General features: G+C 66.1%; 21 protein-coding genes and 1 pseudogene. 20 read left to right on the top strand and 2 right to left on the bottom strand.

The genetic code is table 11. The annotated features are described in order from the left end of the window. Positions 1-32: 32 nt before the first annotated feature. Both OWC43_RS06490 and OWC43_RS06485 read right to left on the bottom strand, forming a co-directional pair. Positions 33-1,454 carry an MdtA/MuxA family multidrug efflux RND transporter periplasmic adaptor subunit gene (locus OWC43_RS06490; RefSeq protein ID WP_393956097.1) on the bottom strand — a complete coding sequence of 474 codons (1,422 nt, stop codon included), beginning with the start codon at positions 1,452-1,454 and terminating at the stop codon, positions 33-35. 164 nt (positions 1,455-1,618) lie between these two features. After that, on the bottom strand, positions 1,619-1,792 hold the full coding sequence (locus OWC43_RS06485; RefSeq protein ID WP_393956096.1) for a hypothetical protein: 174 nt from the start codon (positions 1,790-1,792) through the stop codon (positions 1,619-1,621). A gap of 548 nt (positions 1,793-2,340) precedes the next feature. On the opposite strand from OWC43_RS06485, the gene OWC43_RS06480 reads away from it, so the two are divergent. The 20 genes and pseudogenes from OWC43_RS06480 (at position 2,341) to rpsH (ending at position 13,343) form a co-directional block, all read left to right on the top strand. Next, positions 2,341-3,501, top strand: coding sequence for an aminotransferase (locus tag OWC43_RS06480; protein WP_393956095.1), 1,161 nt, complete (start codon positions 2,341-2,343; stop codon positions 3,499-3,501). Positions 3,502-3,558: 57 nt separating this feature from the next. Further along, complete coding sequence (locus tag OWC43_RS06475; protein WP_393956094.1) at positions 3,559-4,023, top strand: DUF4112 domain-containing protein; 465 nt, start codon at positions 3,559-3,561, stop codon at positions 4,021-4,023. A gap of 36 nt (positions 4,024-4,059) precedes the next feature. Beyond that, the gene (locus OWC43_RS06470; RefSeq protein WP_393956093.1) at positions 4,060-5,274 is read left to right on the top strand and encodes an ABC transporter permease; all 1,215 of its coding nucleotides are present in this window, start codon (positions 4,060-4,062) and stop codon (positions 5,272-5,274) included. 317 nt (positions 5,275-5,591) lie between these two features. Further along, a pseudogene (locus OWC43_RS06465) lies at positions 5,592-5,669 on the top strand (elongation factor Tu); the annotation flags it as partial. An 87-nt stretch (positions 5,670-5,756) separates the two neighbouring features. Then, positions 5,757-6,065, top strand: a complete 309-nt coding sequence (gene rpsJ, locus OWC43_RS06460) for a 30S ribosomal protein S10 (protein ID WP_003597088.1) — start codon at positions 5,757-5,759, stop codon at positions 6,063-6,065. 51 nt (positions 6,066-6,116) lie between these two features. Next, positions 6,117-6,842, top strand: coding sequence for a 50S ribosomal protein L3 (gene rplC / locus OWC43_RS06455; RefSeq protein WP_393956092.1), 726 nt, complete (start codon positions 6,117-6,119; stop codon positions 6,840-6,842). After that, positions 6,842-7,462 carry a 50S ribosomal protein L4 gene (gene rplD / locus OWC43_RS06450; protein WP_137831213.1) on the top strand — a complete coding sequence of 207 codons (621 nt, stop codon included), beginning with the start codon at positions 6,842-6,844 and terminating at the stop codon, positions 7,460-7,462. Before rplC ends, rplD begins: the two co-directional genes overlap by 1 nt. Beyond that, positions 7,459-7,755 (top strand): 50S ribosomal protein L23, encoded by a 297-nt coding sequence (locus tag OWC43_RS06445; protein ID WP_091947107.1) that lies wholly within the window; start codon positions 7,459-7,461, stop codon positions 7,753-7,755. The genes rplD and OWC43_RS06445 overlap by 4 nt, the downstream gene beginning before the upstream one ends. A gap of 25 nt (positions 7,756-7,780) precedes the next feature. Next, positions 7,781-8,617: a 50S ribosomal protein L2 gene (rplB, locus tag OWC43_RS06440; protein ID WP_137831212.1), complete on the top strand. Its 837-nt coding sequence runs from the start codon at positions 7,781-7,783 to the stop codon at positions 8,615-8,617. Between the two features lie 5 nt (positions 8,618-8,622). Next, on the top strand, positions 8,623-8,901 hold the full coding sequence (gene rpsS, locus OWC43_RS06435; protein ID WP_003597098.1) for a 30S ribosomal protein S19: 279 nt from the start codon (positions 8,623-8,625) through the stop codon (positions 8,899-8,901). Between the two features lies 1 nt (position 8,902). Next, positions 8,903-9,286 carry a 50S ribosomal protein L22 gene (rplV, locus tag OWC43_RS06430; protein ID WP_137831211.1) on the top strand — a complete coding sequence of 128 codons (384 nt, stop codon included), beginning with the start codon at positions 8,903-8,905 and terminating at the stop codon, positions 9,284-9,286. A 10-nt stretch (positions 9,287-9,296) separates the two neighbouring features. Next, the gene (gene rpsC / locus OWC43_RS06425; protein ID WP_017485511.1) at positions 9,297-10,043 is read left to right on the top strand and encodes a 30S ribosomal protein S3; all 747 of its coding nucleotides are present in this window, start codon (positions 9,297-9,299) and stop codon (positions 10,041-10,043) included. Between the two features lie 30 nt (positions 10,044-10,073). Then, the gene (rplP, locus tag OWC43_RS06420; protein WP_137831210.1) at positions 10,074-10,487 is read left to right on the top strand and encodes a 50S ribosomal protein L16; all 414 of its coding nucleotides are present in this window, start codon (positions 10,074-10,076) and stop codon (positions 10,485-10,487) included. Between the two features lie 13 nt (positions 10,488-10,500). After that, positions 10,501-10,716 carry a 50S ribosomal protein L29 gene (gene rpmC, locus OWC43_RS06415; protein ID WP_137831209.1) on the top strand — a complete coding sequence of 72 codons (216 nt, stop codon included), beginning with the start codon at positions 10,501-10,503 and terminating at the stop codon, positions 10,714-10,716. Positions 10,717-10,726: 10 nt separating this feature from the next. Next, a complete protein-coding gene (gene rpsQ / locus OWC43_RS06410) occupies positions 10,727-11,011 on the top strand; it encodes a 30S ribosomal protein S17 (RefSeq protein WP_137831208.1) in 285 nt (94 codons plus the stop codon). A 335-nt stretch (positions 11,012-11,346) separates the two neighbouring features. Then, complete coding sequence (gene rplN / locus OWC43_RS06405) at positions 11,347-11,715, top strand: 50S ribosomal protein L14 (RefSeq protein ID WP_012253654.1); 369 nt, start codon at positions 11,347-11,349, stop codon at positions 11,713-11,715. After that, entirely contained in the window at positions 11,715-12,029 is a 315-nt protein-coding gene (gene rplX / locus OWC43_RS06400) for a 50S ribosomal protein L24 (RefSeq protein WP_137831207.1), read from the top strand. The genes rplN and rplX overlap by 1 nt, the downstream gene beginning before the upstream one ends. Further along, a complete protein-coding gene (rplE, locus tag OWC43_RS06395; protein ID WP_137831206.1) occupies positions 12,022-12,588 on the top strand; it encodes a 50S ribosomal protein L5 in 567 nt (188 codons plus the stop codon). The genes rplX and rplE overlap by 8 nt, the downstream gene beginning before the upstream one ends. Positions 12,589-12,629: 41 nt before the next feature. After that, on the top strand, positions 12,630-12,935 hold the full coding sequence (gene rpsN / locus OWC43_RS06390; RefSeq protein ID WP_137831205.1) for a 30S ribosomal protein S14: 306 nt from the start codon (positions 12,630-12,632) through the stop codon (positions 12,933-12,935). A gap of 12 nt (positions 12,936-12,947) precedes the next feature. Further along, positions 12,948-13,343: a 30S ribosomal protein S8 gene (gene rpsH, locus OWC43_RS06385; protein WP_137831204.1), complete on the top strand. Its 396-nt coding sequence runs from the start codon at positions 12,948-12,950 to the stop codon at positions 13,341-13,343.

Raw genomic sequence — 13,343 nt, 5'->3', positions numbered from 1 at the left:
CGTATGTTTGCGCGCGCGCACCGACGTGCCCATTACTGCTGCCGCCTGCGGCCTCGGCGCTCGCCGCTGCTCTCGGTCGCGCCGGTCTCGTTCGGCGGGGTGCCGGCGGCGGGCGTGGCCGGGGCGCCGGGCGCGGCCGAACCGGCGGTCCCGCCCGGTGCTCCCGAGGCAGGGGCTCCGGCCTGCGGGCCGGCGGCGTGGCCGACGACGCGCACCGACGCCCCCTCCCGCAGGCGGTCGGTCCCGTCGGTGACGACGCGGTCGCCGGGATTGAGGCCGGACAGCACCACGGTACGGGTCCCGTCGGTCTCGCCGGTCTTGATCGGGCGGACCGTGACCTTGTCGTCGCCGTCCATCAGGTAGACGTAGGTGCCGGGCGTCCCGCGCAGGATTGCGGCATTGGGCACCAGGGCCGCGTTCTCGATCGTTTCGACGGTGAGGCGGGCATTCACGAACTGGTTCGGAAACAGCTCGTCGTCGGCATTGTCGAACAGCGCGCGCAGCTTCACCGTTCCGGTCGTGACGTCGATCTGGTTGTCGACGGTATCGAGCTTGCCCGTGGCGATCTCGTGCTGATCGCCGCGGTCATAGGCTCGGACGGTCAGTTTGGCCCCCTGCCGCAAGCGGCGCATGACCCGCGCCACGTCATCTTCGGGAAGCGTGAAGACCACCGAGATCGGATGGAGCTGCGTCACCACCACGATGTTCGTCGAGCCGGCGGTGACGTAATTGCCGAGATCGACCTGCCGCAGGCCGACCCGGCCCTCCACCGGGGAGACGATGCGGGCATAGGTGAGGTTGAGACGCTGCTGATCGACCAATGCCTGATCGGCGGCGACCGTGCCCTCGTTCTGCTTCACCAGCGCGCCCTGGGTGTCGACGTTCTGCTTGGAGATCGAATCCTGGCGGTTCAGCGTCTGGTAGCGCTGGAGATCGAGCTTCGAATTCTGCAGCAGCGCCTGATCGCGGGCGAGCTGGCCCTGATACTGGGCGAGCAGCGCCTCGTAGGGGCGCGGATCGATCTGGGCGAGGAAGTCGCCTTCCTTTACCGTCTGGCCCTCGCGATAGCCGATCTTGGTGAGGTAGCCGCTGATCTGGGAGCGCACGGTGACGGTGGCCAGCGGCGTCACCGTGCCGAGGCCCTGGAGCACGACCGGCATGTCGCCGGTCACGATCGGTACGACGCCGACGGCTTGCTTCATATCGGCCGGGCGCCCGGGGCGACCTGTGGCGGCGGGCGCGGTCGTCGCCGATGGCTCGGCGGGTTGCTTGCGTGCCTCGTAGCTGCGGTGGGCGACGGCGCCCGCGCCGCCGAGTGCCAGAAGCACGAGCATCCAGCGCCCGAACCGGCGTTGCCGTCGGACCGGGGTCGCCGGACGCGTCGGTATCTCCGGCGCCGGGGCCTCCGGATACTGGCGGGCCGTCTCCGTGCGGATCGGCGAACTCTCGTTCATCCCTCAAGACTCGTCGGCGAATGGAGCGACACGGCGCGGCACGACTGCCCTCCCCGACCGAACATAGCGAGAATCCGGCCTATGGATGCAGCAGCGGGTTGCCGCATCCCCTGAGAATGTACGGCTGCGGCGCCGAACGATCCTCGGCGGGCAATGCGGTCTCTCTAGGGCGCCGACGTTTCCGGCTTATTGCTGACCTGCGCTCCGCCCTGCGACCAGTAGAGGTGCATGACCTGCCGGAACCCGTCATCCGCCGGTGTCACCGGTACGGCCACCCGCAGCGCCAGGCCGGCGATTCCCGTGCCGAGAGCGAGCAGCAGGCACGTGACGAGGCGCATGAACCATTCCCAGAGAGTCGAGGCACTGCCGGATCCGGTATGGATCGTGGGCAGGGAACGGACATGAAAAAGGCCGCCGTGTCGAGCGGCGGCCTCTTCAATCGACCGGACTGGCCGGCCACACCGGAGAAACGAGGGGGCGAAGTTCCTCAAGCGCGGCGGCCAGTCCGACCGTGGACAGACCATGACTTCACGGCTGACGATCGTCAACATTCGTCAGCCGTCGAGACGCCCGTCCCGTTCGGTTTTCGTCGCCATATCATCAAGTCATGTGCGTGAACGCACGCGATCCGATGGCATTCGGCTGCTCCCTCAAAGATTTGATCGATGAGACCCTTGTCTTGCGAAGTTCGCGGTGCAGCACGGGCAAGTCATCGCCCGCCCCTGTTGCATGGGGCGGCGCATAGGGTGAGGCGCTTGGATGGCCTGCCGGGATCTGCCAGGGATAACGAAGAGGCCCTGAAACGGGCTTTGCGACAATCCACGATCCGGCGACCCCGACGACCGGTGGCGGCGCCACGATGACACGGCATGACTGCGTTCGAGAGATGACGTCCCGCTTCAATCCCGTCTTCGCCACATTGCCCGAGACCGTGTTCGAGAGCATGTCGGGTCTCGCCCGGCGTCATGGGGCGATCAATCTCGGCCAGGGTTTTCCGGATGGCCAGGGACCGGACGATGTCCGCGCCGCCGCGGCGGCTGCATTCGAGACGGTCAGCAATCAATATCCGCCGATGATGGGGCTCGCCTCGCTCCGTCGGGCCGTGGCGGCGCATTACCGGCACCACCAGAGTCTCGATCTCGATCCAGAGCATGAGGTGATGGTGACCTCCGGCGCTACGGAGGCCCTGGCCGGAGCCCTGATGGCCCTGGTGCGACCGGGCGACGAGGTCGTTCTGTTCGAGCCGATGTACGACGCCTACCTGCCGCTGGTGCGCCGGGCCGGCGGCGTGCCGCGCTTCGTCACGCTCAAGCCTCCCCGGTTCGGCCTGGACGAAGCGGCGCTCGCCGAAGCCTTCTCCGAGCGGACGCGGGTCGTTCTCCTCAACAACCCACTCAACCCGAGTGCGACGGTGTTTTCGCGGGAGGATCTCGCCCTGCTGGCCGATTTTTGCCACCGCTTCGACGCGGTCGCCGTCTGCGACGAGGTCTGGGAGCACGTGGTGTTCGACGGCCGCCATCACATTCCGCTGATGGGCCTGCCGGGGATGCGGGAGCGCACGGTCAAGATCGGCTCGGCCGGTAAGATCTTCTCGCTCACCGGCTGGAAGGTCGGCTTCGTCATGGCGGCGGAGCCGCTGATGCGCGGGCTATCGCGGGCGCATCAATTCCTCACCTTCACGACGCCACCAAACCTGCAGGAGGCGGTCGCCTATGGGATGGGGAAGGACGACACCTATTTCGAGGAGATGCGCGCCGGGCTCGGTCGCTCCCGCGATCGGCTGGCGGCAGGACTGGTGCGACTCGGCTTCACCGTGCTGCCGAGCGCCGGAACCTACTTTCTATCGATCGATCTCGGCGACGGTCCGGAAGACGATACGCAGTTCTGCGAACGCATGGTGCGCGAGCACGGCGTCGCGGCCATCCCGGTCAGCGCCTTCTACGAGCAGGGCGCGGTGCGCAGCCTCGTGCGCCTGTGCTTCGCCAAGACCGATGCGACCCTCGACGCCGCGCTCGACCGCTTGGCGGGAATGAAGCGAGCACGGTGAGCGAAACCGGTCTCCCGCTTCCTTGTCGAAGCCGAGGGGCGGGGCCACATCCTCGCCATGACCACGCGCGTCGACACTCCCCACACCATCGTCCGCGAGCCTGCGGGCGCGGCGCAGATGCGCCGTCTCACCGACACGAGCCCGGAGGCCAGCCTCCTGCGCTTGGAGCAGCTCGCTCATCTCATGGACTCGGCCTTCGTCGTGCCGGGCATCAATCGTCGCGTCGGCCTCGATGCCGTGATCGGACTGGTTCCGATCGTCGGTGACATCGCCGGAATGGCGATCGCGTCCTACATCGTCTACGAGGCGAGACGGCTCGGCGCGCCGCGATGGCTCGTCTGGCGCATGATGGCGAATGTCGCCCTGGACGGCGCGATCGGCACGGTGCCGCTGGCCGGCGACCTGCTCGACGCCGCCTTCAAGGCGAACCGTCGCAACGTCGCTCTCCTGCGTCGCCATCTGGAGCGCAAGGGTGGGCTGCGGCCGAGCGAGATCGAGGGCAAGGCCGTTCGGCTCGACTGAGTCGGTCATCGGCCGCCCTTCAGGAAGGGTGAGTCGATGAACGAAGTCCTGCGACCCGAGCCCGATGCGGTGCCCGTCACCGCGCCGGGCAACGCGCCGCAGATGCAGCCTCTCCCACGGGACCCGCTGACGGAGCGCCGTCGGAGTCTCTCGCCGCTCAACCGGCGTCGCCTCGCCAATTTTCGCGCCAACCGCCGTGGCTACTGGTCGGCGCTCATCTTCGCGCTGCTGTTCGTCGTCAGCCTCTTCGCCGAGCTGATCGCCAACGATCGCCCGATCGTCATGCAGTACAAGGGCGAATGGCTGTTTCCCGTCCTGGTCGATTATCCGGACGAGAAGTTCGGCGGCTTCCTGGCCCAGACCGATTACCGCGCACCGGAAACGCGGCAGGAGATCGAGGCCAATGGCTGGGTGCTGTGGCCGCCGATCCCGTATTCCTACAACACCTTTATGAGCGATTTGCCGACGCCGTCGCCCTCGCCGCCCACTTGGACGCTGTCCGACGAACAATGTCGACCGGTTGCCGAACGGGCTGGGAAGAAGGCAGAGGCGCGCGAACTCGGCTGTCGCGACATCGAGTGGCATTGGCTCGGTACCGACAACGCGTCCCGCGACGTTCTTGCCCGCGTGATCTACGGCTTCCGCATCTCAGTGCTGTTCGGCCTCGTCCTGGCCGGCCTGTCTTCGGTCATCGGCGTGGTCGCGGGTGCCGTGCAAGGCTATTTCGGTGGGTGGACCGACCTGATCTTCCAGCGCGTCATCGAGATCTGGAGCGCGATTCCGACGCTCTACCTCATCATCATCATGTCGGCCTTCCTCGTGCCGAGCTTTTTCACCCTGCTCGCGATCCTGACGCTGTTCGCCTGGACGGCGTTGGTCGGCGTCGTGCGGGCGGAGTTCTTGCGCGCGCGGAACTTCGAGTACGTCCGCGCGGCGCGCGCGCTGGGGCTCTCCAACATCCGCATCATGACGCGCCACCTTTTGCCCAATGCCATGGTGGCGACGCTGACCTTTCTGCCGTTCATCCTCAACGGCTCGATCACGACGCTGACATCCCTCGATTTCCTTGGCTTCGGCCTGCCACCGGGCTCGCCCTCCCTCGGGGAGCTGCTGGCGCAGGGCAAGGACAACATCAACGCGCCCTGGCTCGGGCTCACCGGCTTTTTCGTCGTCGCGGCGATGTTGAGCCTTCTGGTCTTCGCAGGCGAAGCGGTCCGCGATGCCTTCGATCCGCGGAAAACCTTCGGATGATGGGTTGAGACGGGAGCGGCGGGTTCCGCCTCCCCTTCATACCAAGCCCGACCGGTCGCCGACGTATTTTCGCCTTACCCCCAGCTGTCCTTTTCGCTGCTACGGCTCTGCCTCAGGTGGCCCTAGGGCAGTGGGAACGAGGCCGGATGCCAAATATGAGTTGAGAACCCGGGCGTCTGCAAACGAACGGAGCCGTTCGTGGGGCGTCAAAGCGCCCTCCCCTGCCCTCTCGGATCGCTGACCTTGCCCCCTGTTTGCCCCCGTTCATAACCAGAGTCCGTTCTGGTTCTGGTCCTGTTTGGACCGGGTTGCAAACGGAAGAGAAGCTGCGCTTCGCCATCCGCGAGGGTGGCCGCACCGTCGGTGCCGGCGTCGTCGCCGCCATCAACGACTAACCGCCAACGCAAGGCATCATCGTCAGGGGACGTAAGAGGGGCGGGCCCTCGCGCCCGCCCTTCCAACGTTTCCGCCGAGGTCAGGTCATGAACGGTCAGAACATCCGCATTCGCCTTAAGGCGTTCGATCATCGCATCCTCGACGCGTCGACCAAGGAGATCGTCTCCACGGCGCGTCGTACCGGGGCGCAGATCCGGGGCCCGATCCCGCTGCCGACCCACATCGAGAAGTTTACGGTCAACCGCTCGCCCCACATCGACAAGAAGTCGCGCGAGCAGTTCGAGATGCGCACGCACAAGCGGGTGCTCGATATTGTCGACCCGACGCCGCAGACCGTGGACGCGCTGATGAAGCTCGACCTCGCCGCTGGCGTGGACGTGGAGATCAAGCTCTAAGTCCGCGCTGGATTTAGAGCTTACCGTTTCATCGCGCGAGGAGAGTGACCTATGCGCTCAGGCGTCATTGCACGGAAGGTCGGCATGACCCGCGTCTTCACCGACGCAGGCGAGCATGTGCCCGTAACCGTGCTCCAGATCGATCAGTGCCAGGTTGTGGCACACCGCACCACCGACAAGGATGGCTACGTTGCCGTCCAGCTCGGTGTCGGCAAGGCCAAGGTGAAGAACGTATCGGCGGCCGAGCGCGGTCGCTTCGCGGTCTCCAAGGTCGAGCCGAAGAAGAAGCTCGCCGAATTCCGCGTGTCCGAGGACGCGCTGATCCCGGTGGGCGCCGAGATCACCGCCGACCACTTCATCCCTGGTCAGTTCGTCGACGTGACGGGCACCACCACGGGTAAGGGTTTCGCCGGCGGCATGAAGCGCTGGAACTTCGGCGGTCTTCGCGCCACGCACGGCGTGTCGATCTCCCACCGCTCGATCGGTTCGACCGGTGGCCGTCAGGATCCGGGCAAGACCTTCAAGAACAAGAAGATGCCGGGCCATATGGGCGTCGAGCGTGTCACCACGCAGAACCTCAAGGTCGTGCGCACCGATCCGGAGCGCGGCCTGATCCTCGTCGAGGGCGCCGTTCCGGGCGTCGCCGGCGGCTGGATCCAGGTTCGCGACGCGGTCAAGCGCAAGCTGCCCGCCGACGTGCCGCTGCCGGGGAAGTTCCGTGAGAACGGTTCGGCCAACAGCGCCGCCGAGGCTCCTGCGTCCGAGGAGAACGCGTGATGAAACTCGATGTCACCACGCTCGACGGCGGCACCGCCGGCTCGGTCGAGCTCAACGAGGCGATCTTCGGCCTTGAGCCGCGCGCCGACATCCTGCACCGGATGGTCCGCTACCAGCTCGCCAAGCGTCGCGCCGGCACCCATGCGGTGAAGAACCGCTCGGATGTCGATCGCACCTCGAAGAAGCTGTACAAGCAGAAGGGCACCGGCAACGCCCGTCACGGCGCTGCCTCCGCTCCGCAGTTCCGCGGCGGTGGCCGGGCCTTCGGTCCGGTGGTGCGCGATCACGCCCACGACCTTCCCAAGAAGGTCCGCGCGCTGGCGCTCAAGCACGCCCTCTCGTCGAAGGCCAAGACCTCGACCCTCATCGTCGTGGACGACCTCAAGGTCGAGAACCACAAGACGAAAGCGATGGTCGAGCGTCTGGGCAAGCTCGGCTGGTCGAGCGCCCTGATCATCGGCGGTCCGGAGGTCGACGAGAATTTCGGCCGTGCCGCCCGCTCGGTGGCCAAGATCGACGTGCTGCCCGTCCAGGGCATCAACGTCTACGACATCCTGCGCCGCGACACGCTCGTCCTGACGCGCGCGGCCGTCGACGCGCTGGAGGAGCGTTTCAAATGAGTGCCGATCCGCGCCATTACGACGTGATCGTCTCCCCGGTCATCACCGAGAAGGCGACCAACCTCACTGAGCAGAACAAGGTCGTCTTCCGGGTCGCCCCGAAGGCCACCAAGCCGCAGATCAAGGAAGCGGTCGAGCGTCTGTTCGACGTCAAGGTCACCGGCGTGAACACGCTCACGACCAAGGGCAAGAAGAAGTTCTTCCGCGGGCAGCGCGGGCAGCGTTCGGACGTGAAGAAGGCGATCGTGACCCTCGCCGAGGGCGATACGATCGACGTCACGACCGGCCTCTGAGACGAGAAGCGTTAGGATCAAGCCGATGGCCTTGAAGACATTCAAACCGGTCACGCCGAGCCTTCGCCAGCTCGTGCTCGTCGACCGCCGTGAGCTCTACAAGGGCAAGCCGGTCAAGTCGCTGACCGAGGGCAAGAGCTCCTCGGGCGGCCGCAACAACCTGGGTCGCATCACCGTCCGCTTCCGCGGCGGCGGTCACAAGCGGGTCCTGCGCAACGTCGATTTCAAGCGTCGCGAGAACCTCAACGTGACCGCGACGGTCGAGCGGATCGAGTACGACCCGAACCGTACGGCCTTCATCGCGCTCATCACCTTCCCCGAGGGCAAGCAGAGCTACATCCTGGCTCCGCAGCGCCTGCAGCCGGGCGACAAGGTGGTGGCCGGCGAGAGCGTCGACATCAAGCCGGGCAATGCCGGCCCGATCGGCTCGATGCCGGTGGGCACCATCGTCCACAATGTCGAGCTGAAGATCGGCAAGGGCGGCGCCGTCGCCCGCTCCGCGGGCAACTACGCTCAGATCGTCGGTCGCGATCAGGGCTACGTGACGCTCCGTCTGAACTCGGGCGAGCAGCGTCTCGTCCACGGCCAGTGCTTCGCGACGGTGGGTGCGGTCTCGAACCCGGACCACATGAACATCTCGCTCGGCAAGGCCGGTCGTAATCGCTGGCTGGGCAAGCGTCCGCATAACCGCGGTGTCGCCATGAACCCGGTCGACCACCCGCACGGCGGCGGCGAGGGTCGTACCTCGGGCGGCCGGAACCCGGTCACGCCTTGGGGCGTGCCCACCAAGGGGAAGAAGACCCGGTCCAACAAGCGGACCGACACCTTCATCCTGTCCAGCCGCCATAACCGCAAGAAGTAACCGCCATGGCACGTTCCCTCTGGAAAGGGCCGTTCGTCGACGGCTACCTCCTCAAGAAGGCCGACGCCGCGCGCGGCGGAAGCCGCAACGAGGTCGTCAAGATCTGGAGCCGTCGCTCCACGATTCTCCCGCAGTTCGTCGGCATCACCTTCGGGGTGCACAACGGACACAAGCATATCCCGGTCTACGTCACCGAGGAGATGGTCGGTCACAAGTTCGGCGAGTTCTCGCCGACCCGCACCTTCCCCGGTCACGCGGCCGACAAGAAGGCGAAGAGGCGCTGAGATGGGCAAAGCTGCCACCCCCCGCGCGCTCCCCGAGAACGAGGCGAAGGCCGTCGCGCGGATGCTCCGCGTGTCGCCCCAGAAGCTCAACCTCGTGGCGGCGCTGATCCGCGGCAAGAAGGTCGATACCGCTCTGGCCGACCTCGAATTCTCCCGCAAGCGCATCGCCCGCGATGTGAAGAAGTGCCTGGAGAGCGCGATCGCCAACGCCGAGAACAACCACGACCTGGACGTGGACGATCTCGTCGTGACCCAGGCCTTCGTCGGCAAGGCGCTGGTTCTCAAGCGCTTCCACGCTCGTGCCCGCGGTCGCGGCGCGCGCATCCTGAAGCCCTTCTCGAACCTCACGATCGTGGTTCGCGAAGTGCGCGCTGAAGCGGCCTGAGGAGACCATCATGGGTCAGAAGATCAATCCGATCGGCCTGCGTCTCGGCATCAACCGGACCTGGGATTCCCGCTGGTTCGCCGAGAAGGGCGAGTACGCCAAGCTGATGCACGAGGACGTGGCCATCCGCGCCGCCCTCATGAAGCAGCTCAAGCAGGCCGCCGTCTCGAAGATCGTCATCGAGCGCCCGCACCGGAAGTGCCGCGTCACCATCCACTCGGGTCGTCCGGGCGTGGTGATCGGCAAGAAGGGCGCGGACATCGAGAAGCTGCGCAAGCTCGTCGGCACGATGACCAAGGCCGACGTGACGATCAACATCGTCGAGGTGCGCAAGCCTGAGGTGGACGCGACGCTTGTCGCCGAGTCCATCGCGCAGCAGCTCGAGCGCCGCGTCGCCTTCCGTCGCGCCATGAAGCGCGCCGTGCAGTCGGCCATGCGCCTGGGTGCCGAGGGCATCCGCATCAACTGCGCCGGTCGTCTCGGCGGTGCCGAGATCGCCCGTACCGAATGGTACCGCGAGGGCCGCGTTCCGCTGCATACCCTGCGTGCGGATGTCGATTACGGCACGGCGACCGCCTTCACGACCTACGGCACCTGCGGCATCAAGGTGTGGGTGTTCAAGGGCGAGATCCTCGAGCACGACCCGATGGCTCAGGACAAGAAGGCCCAGGAAGAGGGCGGCCGTTCCGGCGGGCGTCGCGAGCGTGACGGCGATGACCGCGGGGGCCGTGGCCGCCGCGATCACGCCAACGCGTGACCCGGCCACCGGAGGATTTGAGAGGCTGCCATGCTGCAACCCAAGAAGACCAAGTTCCGTAAGCAGTTCAAGGGGCGCATCCATGGCGCCGCCAAGGGCGGCTTCGAGCTGAACTTCGGCCAGTTCGGGCTCAAGTGCCTTGAGCCCGAGCGCATCACCGCCCGGCAGATCGAGGCGGCCCGCCGCGCGATCACCCGCGAGATGAAGCGTCAGGGCCGCGTGTGGATCCGGGTGTTCCCGGATCTCCCCGTCACCGCCAAGCCGACCGAGGTCCGCATGGGCTCCGGTAAGGGTGCTCCCGAGTACTGGGCGGCCCGCGTCCATCCCGGCCGCATCATGTTCGAGGTCGACGGCGTCTCCGAGGACATCGCCCGGGAGGCCCTGCGCCTGGGCGCGGCCAAGCTGCCGGTGCGCACCCGCGTGATCCAGCGCATCGCCGACTAAAGGAAGATAGATCATGAAGTCCGATCAGAGACTGTCTGATCTGCGCGCTCTGTCGGCGGATCAGCTTTCCGACGAGCTCGTCAACCTGAAGAAGGAGCAGTTCAACCTGCGCTTCCAGGGCGCGACGGGCCAGCTCGAGAACGTCGCCCGGGTCCGCGAGGTCCGTCGCGATATCGCCCGTGTCCGCACGTTGCAGCGTCAGAAGACGCTCGACACGGCTAAGGCCTGAGGAGTCCGCCATGCCCAAGCGCGTCCTGCAAGGCGTCGTCGTCAGCGACAAGACCGATAAGACCATCGTCGTGAAGGTGGAGCGTCGCTTCACCCATCCGGTGATGAAGAAGACGGTTCGCCGCTCCAAGAACTACCACGCGCACGACGAGGCCAATCTGGCCAAGATCGGCCAGACGGTGTTCATCGAGGAGTCGCGGCCCTACTCGAAGACCAAGACCTGGAAGCTGGTCGAAGACCAGGCCGCCGCTGCGGAAGCAGCCGGCACCGGTGTCGAGGCCACCGTCGAGGCTTGAACGCCTCACCGGTTTCGAGATTCGCGAAGGGCGGATGCTGATGCGTCCGCCTTTTTCGTTGGGGCTGAGCCCCCTTCGGCCCTGGGCGCAGCGTGAGTTCGATCACCGCAGCGCTCAGTCCCTTGCCTTCTTCCCCGTCCCGGTGTAAGCGGCCCGTCTTCGCGACATTCGGCAAGGGTGCTCGCACCCTCCCAACGCGGTGACCGCGCCGGCGTCTCAAGCGCCGTTTGCGCGGTTCGTTACATCCGGGGACATCAGATCCCCATCAGGCGTCGTCCGCCGGGCAATACCGTCCGCGTGCGGAAACCCGCCTGAAACAAGGAAAGGTCACTCCCGTGATCCAGATGCAGACGAATCTGGACGTCGCCGACAATTCGGGTGCGCGCCGCGTGATGTGCATCAAGGTGCTCGGCGGCTCCAAGCGCAAGTATGCCGGCGTCGGCGACATCATCGTCGTCTCCGTCAAGGAGGCGATCCCGCGCGGCCGCGTCAAGAAGGGCGACGTCATGAAGGCGGTCGTCGTGCGTACCGCCAAGGACGTGAAGCGCGCCGACGGTTCGGTGATCCGCTTCGACAAGAATGCCGCCGTTCTGATCAACAATCAGAAGGAGCCGGTCGGCACCCGTATCTTCGGGCCGGTGCCGCGCGAGCTGCGCGCCCGCAACCACATGAAGATCATCTCGCTCGCTCCTGAGGTGCTGTGATGGCTGCGAAGATCAAGAAGGGCGACACGGTCGTCGTTCTCACCGGCCGCGACTCGGGTCGCTCCGGCGAGGTCATCCAGGTGCTCCCCAAGGAGGGCAAGGCCCTGGTGCGCGGGGTCAACCTCGTGAAGAAGCACCAGCGCCAGACGCAGAACCAGGAAGGTGGCATCATCTCCAAGGAGGCCGCCATCCAGCTTTCCAACATCGCGGTCGCCGATGCCAACGGCAAGCCGACCCGCGTGGGTTTCCGCATCCTCGATGACGGGCGCAAGGTCCGCTTCGCCAAGACGACGGGGGATCAGATCGATGGCTGAGGTCGACAAGAACGCCTACGTCCCGCGTCTGCGCAAGCATTACGACGAGGTCGTCCGGCAGAAGCTCATCGAGCAGTTCGGGTACAAGAACCCGATGCAGGTGCCGCAGATCGAGAAGATCGTCATCAACATGGGCGTCGGCGAATCCACCGCCGATTCCAAGAAGGCCTCGGTGGCGGCGGGCGATCTCGCCCTGATCGCCGGCCAGAAGCCGGTCATCACCCGCGCCCGCAAGGCGATCGCGACCTTCAAGGTCCGCGAAGGCATGCCGATCGGCTGCAAGGTGACCCTTCGCAAGGCCCGCATGTACGAGTTCATGGATCGCCTGGTCACGATCGCGCTGCCGCGCGTCCGCGACTTCCGCGGCCTGAACCCGCGCTCCTTCGACGGCCGCGGCAACTACGCCATGGGCCTCAAGGAGCACCTCGTGTTCCCGGAGATCTCCTACGACAAGGCGGAGCAGACCTGGGGCATGGACATCATCGTCCAGACGAGCGCCCGCACCGACGAGGAAGCCAAGGCCCTCCTCGCCCACTTCAAATTCCCGTTCCGGCAGTAAGCGGCGGCAACGCCGCTTAGACGCGGACACTGGAGACAGACATGGCTAAGAAAAGCTCAGTCGAGAAGAACAACCACCGCAAGGAGTTGGTCAAGCGCTTCGCCGAGAAGCGTAAGTCCCTCCTCGCCATCGCCAACGACGAGTCCCGCGAGATGGAGGAGCGCTTCGAGGCGCGCCTCAAGCTCGCGGAACTGCCGCGCAACTCGTCGGCCACCCGTATCCGCAACCGCTGCGAGATGACCGGTCGCCCGCGTGCCTATTACCGCAAGCTCGGCGTCTCCCGCGTCGCCCTGCGGGAGCTCGGCAACCGGGGTCTGATCCCGGGTCTCGTGAAGTCCAGCTGGTAAGGGGAGGCATCCATGGTGAACGATCCCGTGGGTGACATGCTCACCCGCATCCGCAACGGCCAGAGCCGCCGTCGCAACGTCGTCCAGACCCCCGGTTCGCGTCTGCGCGCCTCGGTCCTCGATGTTCTGAAGTCGGAAGGCTACATCCGCGACTACGCCGTCTCGGATCTCGGCAATGGCCGCACCGAGTTCGCGATCGAACTCAAGTACTACGACGGTCGCCCGGTCATCCGGGAGATCAAGCGCGTGTCGAAGCCCGGCCGCCGCGTCTACTCGTCGGTTGGCGAGCTGCCGCGCGTGGCCGACGGTCTCGGCGTGACCATCGTCTCGACCCCGCAGGGCGTCATGGCCGATCACGAGGCGCGCGAGCGCAACGTCGGCGGTGAAGTGCTCTGCAAAGTGTTCTGA

It is taken from the genome of Methylorubrum sp. POS3, assembly GCF_043352485.1.
In the GTDB taxonomy this organism is placed as follows: Bacteria; Pseudomonadota; Alphaproteobacteria; order Rhizobiales; family Beijerinckiaceae; genus Methylobacterium; species Methylobacterium suomiense.
The sequence above is the reverse complement of the archived record's forward strand: the minus strand, read 5'-3'. Positions and strand labels throughout refer to the sequence as shown.

Excerpts from the sequence above, each read along its gene's own strand:
- OWC43_RS06490 (WP_393956097.1), bottom strand. The coding sequence starts at position 1,454 with ATGAACGAGAGTTCGCCGATCCGCACGGAGACGGCCCGCCAGTATCCG.
- OWC43_RS06485 (WP_393956096.1), bottom strand. The coding sequence starts at position 1,792 with ATGCGCCTCGTCACGTGCCTGCTGCTCGCTCTCGGCACGGGAATCGCC.
- OWC43_RS06480 (WP_393956095.1), top strand. The coding sequence starts at position 2,341 with ATGACGTCCCGCTTCAATCCCGTCTTCGCCACATTGCCCGAGACCGTG.
- OWC43_RS06475 (WP_393956094.1), top strand. The coding sequence starts at position 3,559 with ATGACCACGCGCGTCGACACTCCCCACACCATCGTCCGCGAGCCTGCG.
- OWC43_RS06470 (WP_393956093.1), top strand. The coding sequence starts at position 4,060 with ATGAACGAAGTCCTGCGACCCGAGCCCGATGCGGTGCCCGTCACCGCG.
- rpsJ (WP_003597088.1), top strand. The coding sequence starts at position 5,757 with ATGAACGGTCAGAACATCCGCATTCGCCTTAAGGCGTTCGATCATCGC.
- rplC (WP_393956092.1), top strand. The coding sequence starts at position 6,117 with ATGCGCTCAGGCGTCATTGCACGGAAGGTCGGCATGACCCGCGTCTTC.
- rplD (WP_137831213.1), top strand. The coding sequence starts at position 6,842 with ATGAAACTCGATGTCACCACGCTCGACGGCGGCACCGCCGGCTCGGTC.
- OWC43_RS06445 (WP_091947107.1), top strand. The coding sequence starts at position 7,459 with ATGAGTGCCGATCCGCGCCATTACGACGTGATCGTCTCCCCGGTCATC.
- rplB (WP_137831212.1), top strand. The coding sequence starts at position 7,781 with ATGGCCTTGAAGACATTCAAACCGGTCACGCCGAGCCTTCGCCAGCTC.
- rpsS (WP_003597098.1), top strand. The coding sequence starts at position 8,623 with ATGGCACGTTCCCTCTGGAAAGGGCCGTTCGTCGACGGCTACCTCCTC.
- rplV (WP_137831211.1), top strand. The coding sequence starts at position 8,903 with ATGGGCAAAGCTGCCACCCCCCGCGCGCTCCCCGAGAACGAGGCGAAG.
- rpsC (WP_017485511.1), top strand. The coding sequence starts at position 9,297 with ATGGGTCAGAAGATCAATCCGATCGGCCTGCGTCTCGGCATCAACCGG.
- rplP (WP_137831210.1), top strand. The coding sequence starts at position 10,074 with ATGCTGCAACCCAAGAAGACCAAGTTCCGTAAGCAGTTCAAGGGGCGC.
- rpmC (WP_137831209.1), top strand. The coding sequence starts at position 10,501 with ATGAAGTCCGATCAGAGACTGTCTGATCTGCGCGCTCTGTCGGCGGAT.
- rpsQ (WP_137831208.1), top strand. The coding sequence starts at position 10,727 with ATGCCCAAGCGCGTCCTGCAAGGCGTCGTCGTCAGCGACAAGACCGAT.
- rplX (WP_137831207.1), top strand. The coding sequence starts at position 11,715 with ATGGCTGCGAAGATCAAGAAGGGCGACACGGTCGTCGTTCTCACCGGC.
- rplE (WP_137831206.1), top strand. The coding sequence starts at position 12,022 with ATGGCTGAGGTCGACAAGAACGCCTACGTCCCGCGTCTGCGCAAGCAT.
- rpsN (WP_137831205.1), top strand. The coding sequence starts at position 12,630 with ATGGCTAAGAAAAGCTCAGTCGAGAAGAACAACCACCGCAAGGAGTTG.
- rpsH (WP_137831204.1), top strand. The coding sequence starts at position 12,948 with ATGGTGAACGATCCCGTGGGTGACATGCTCACCCGCATCCGCAACGGC.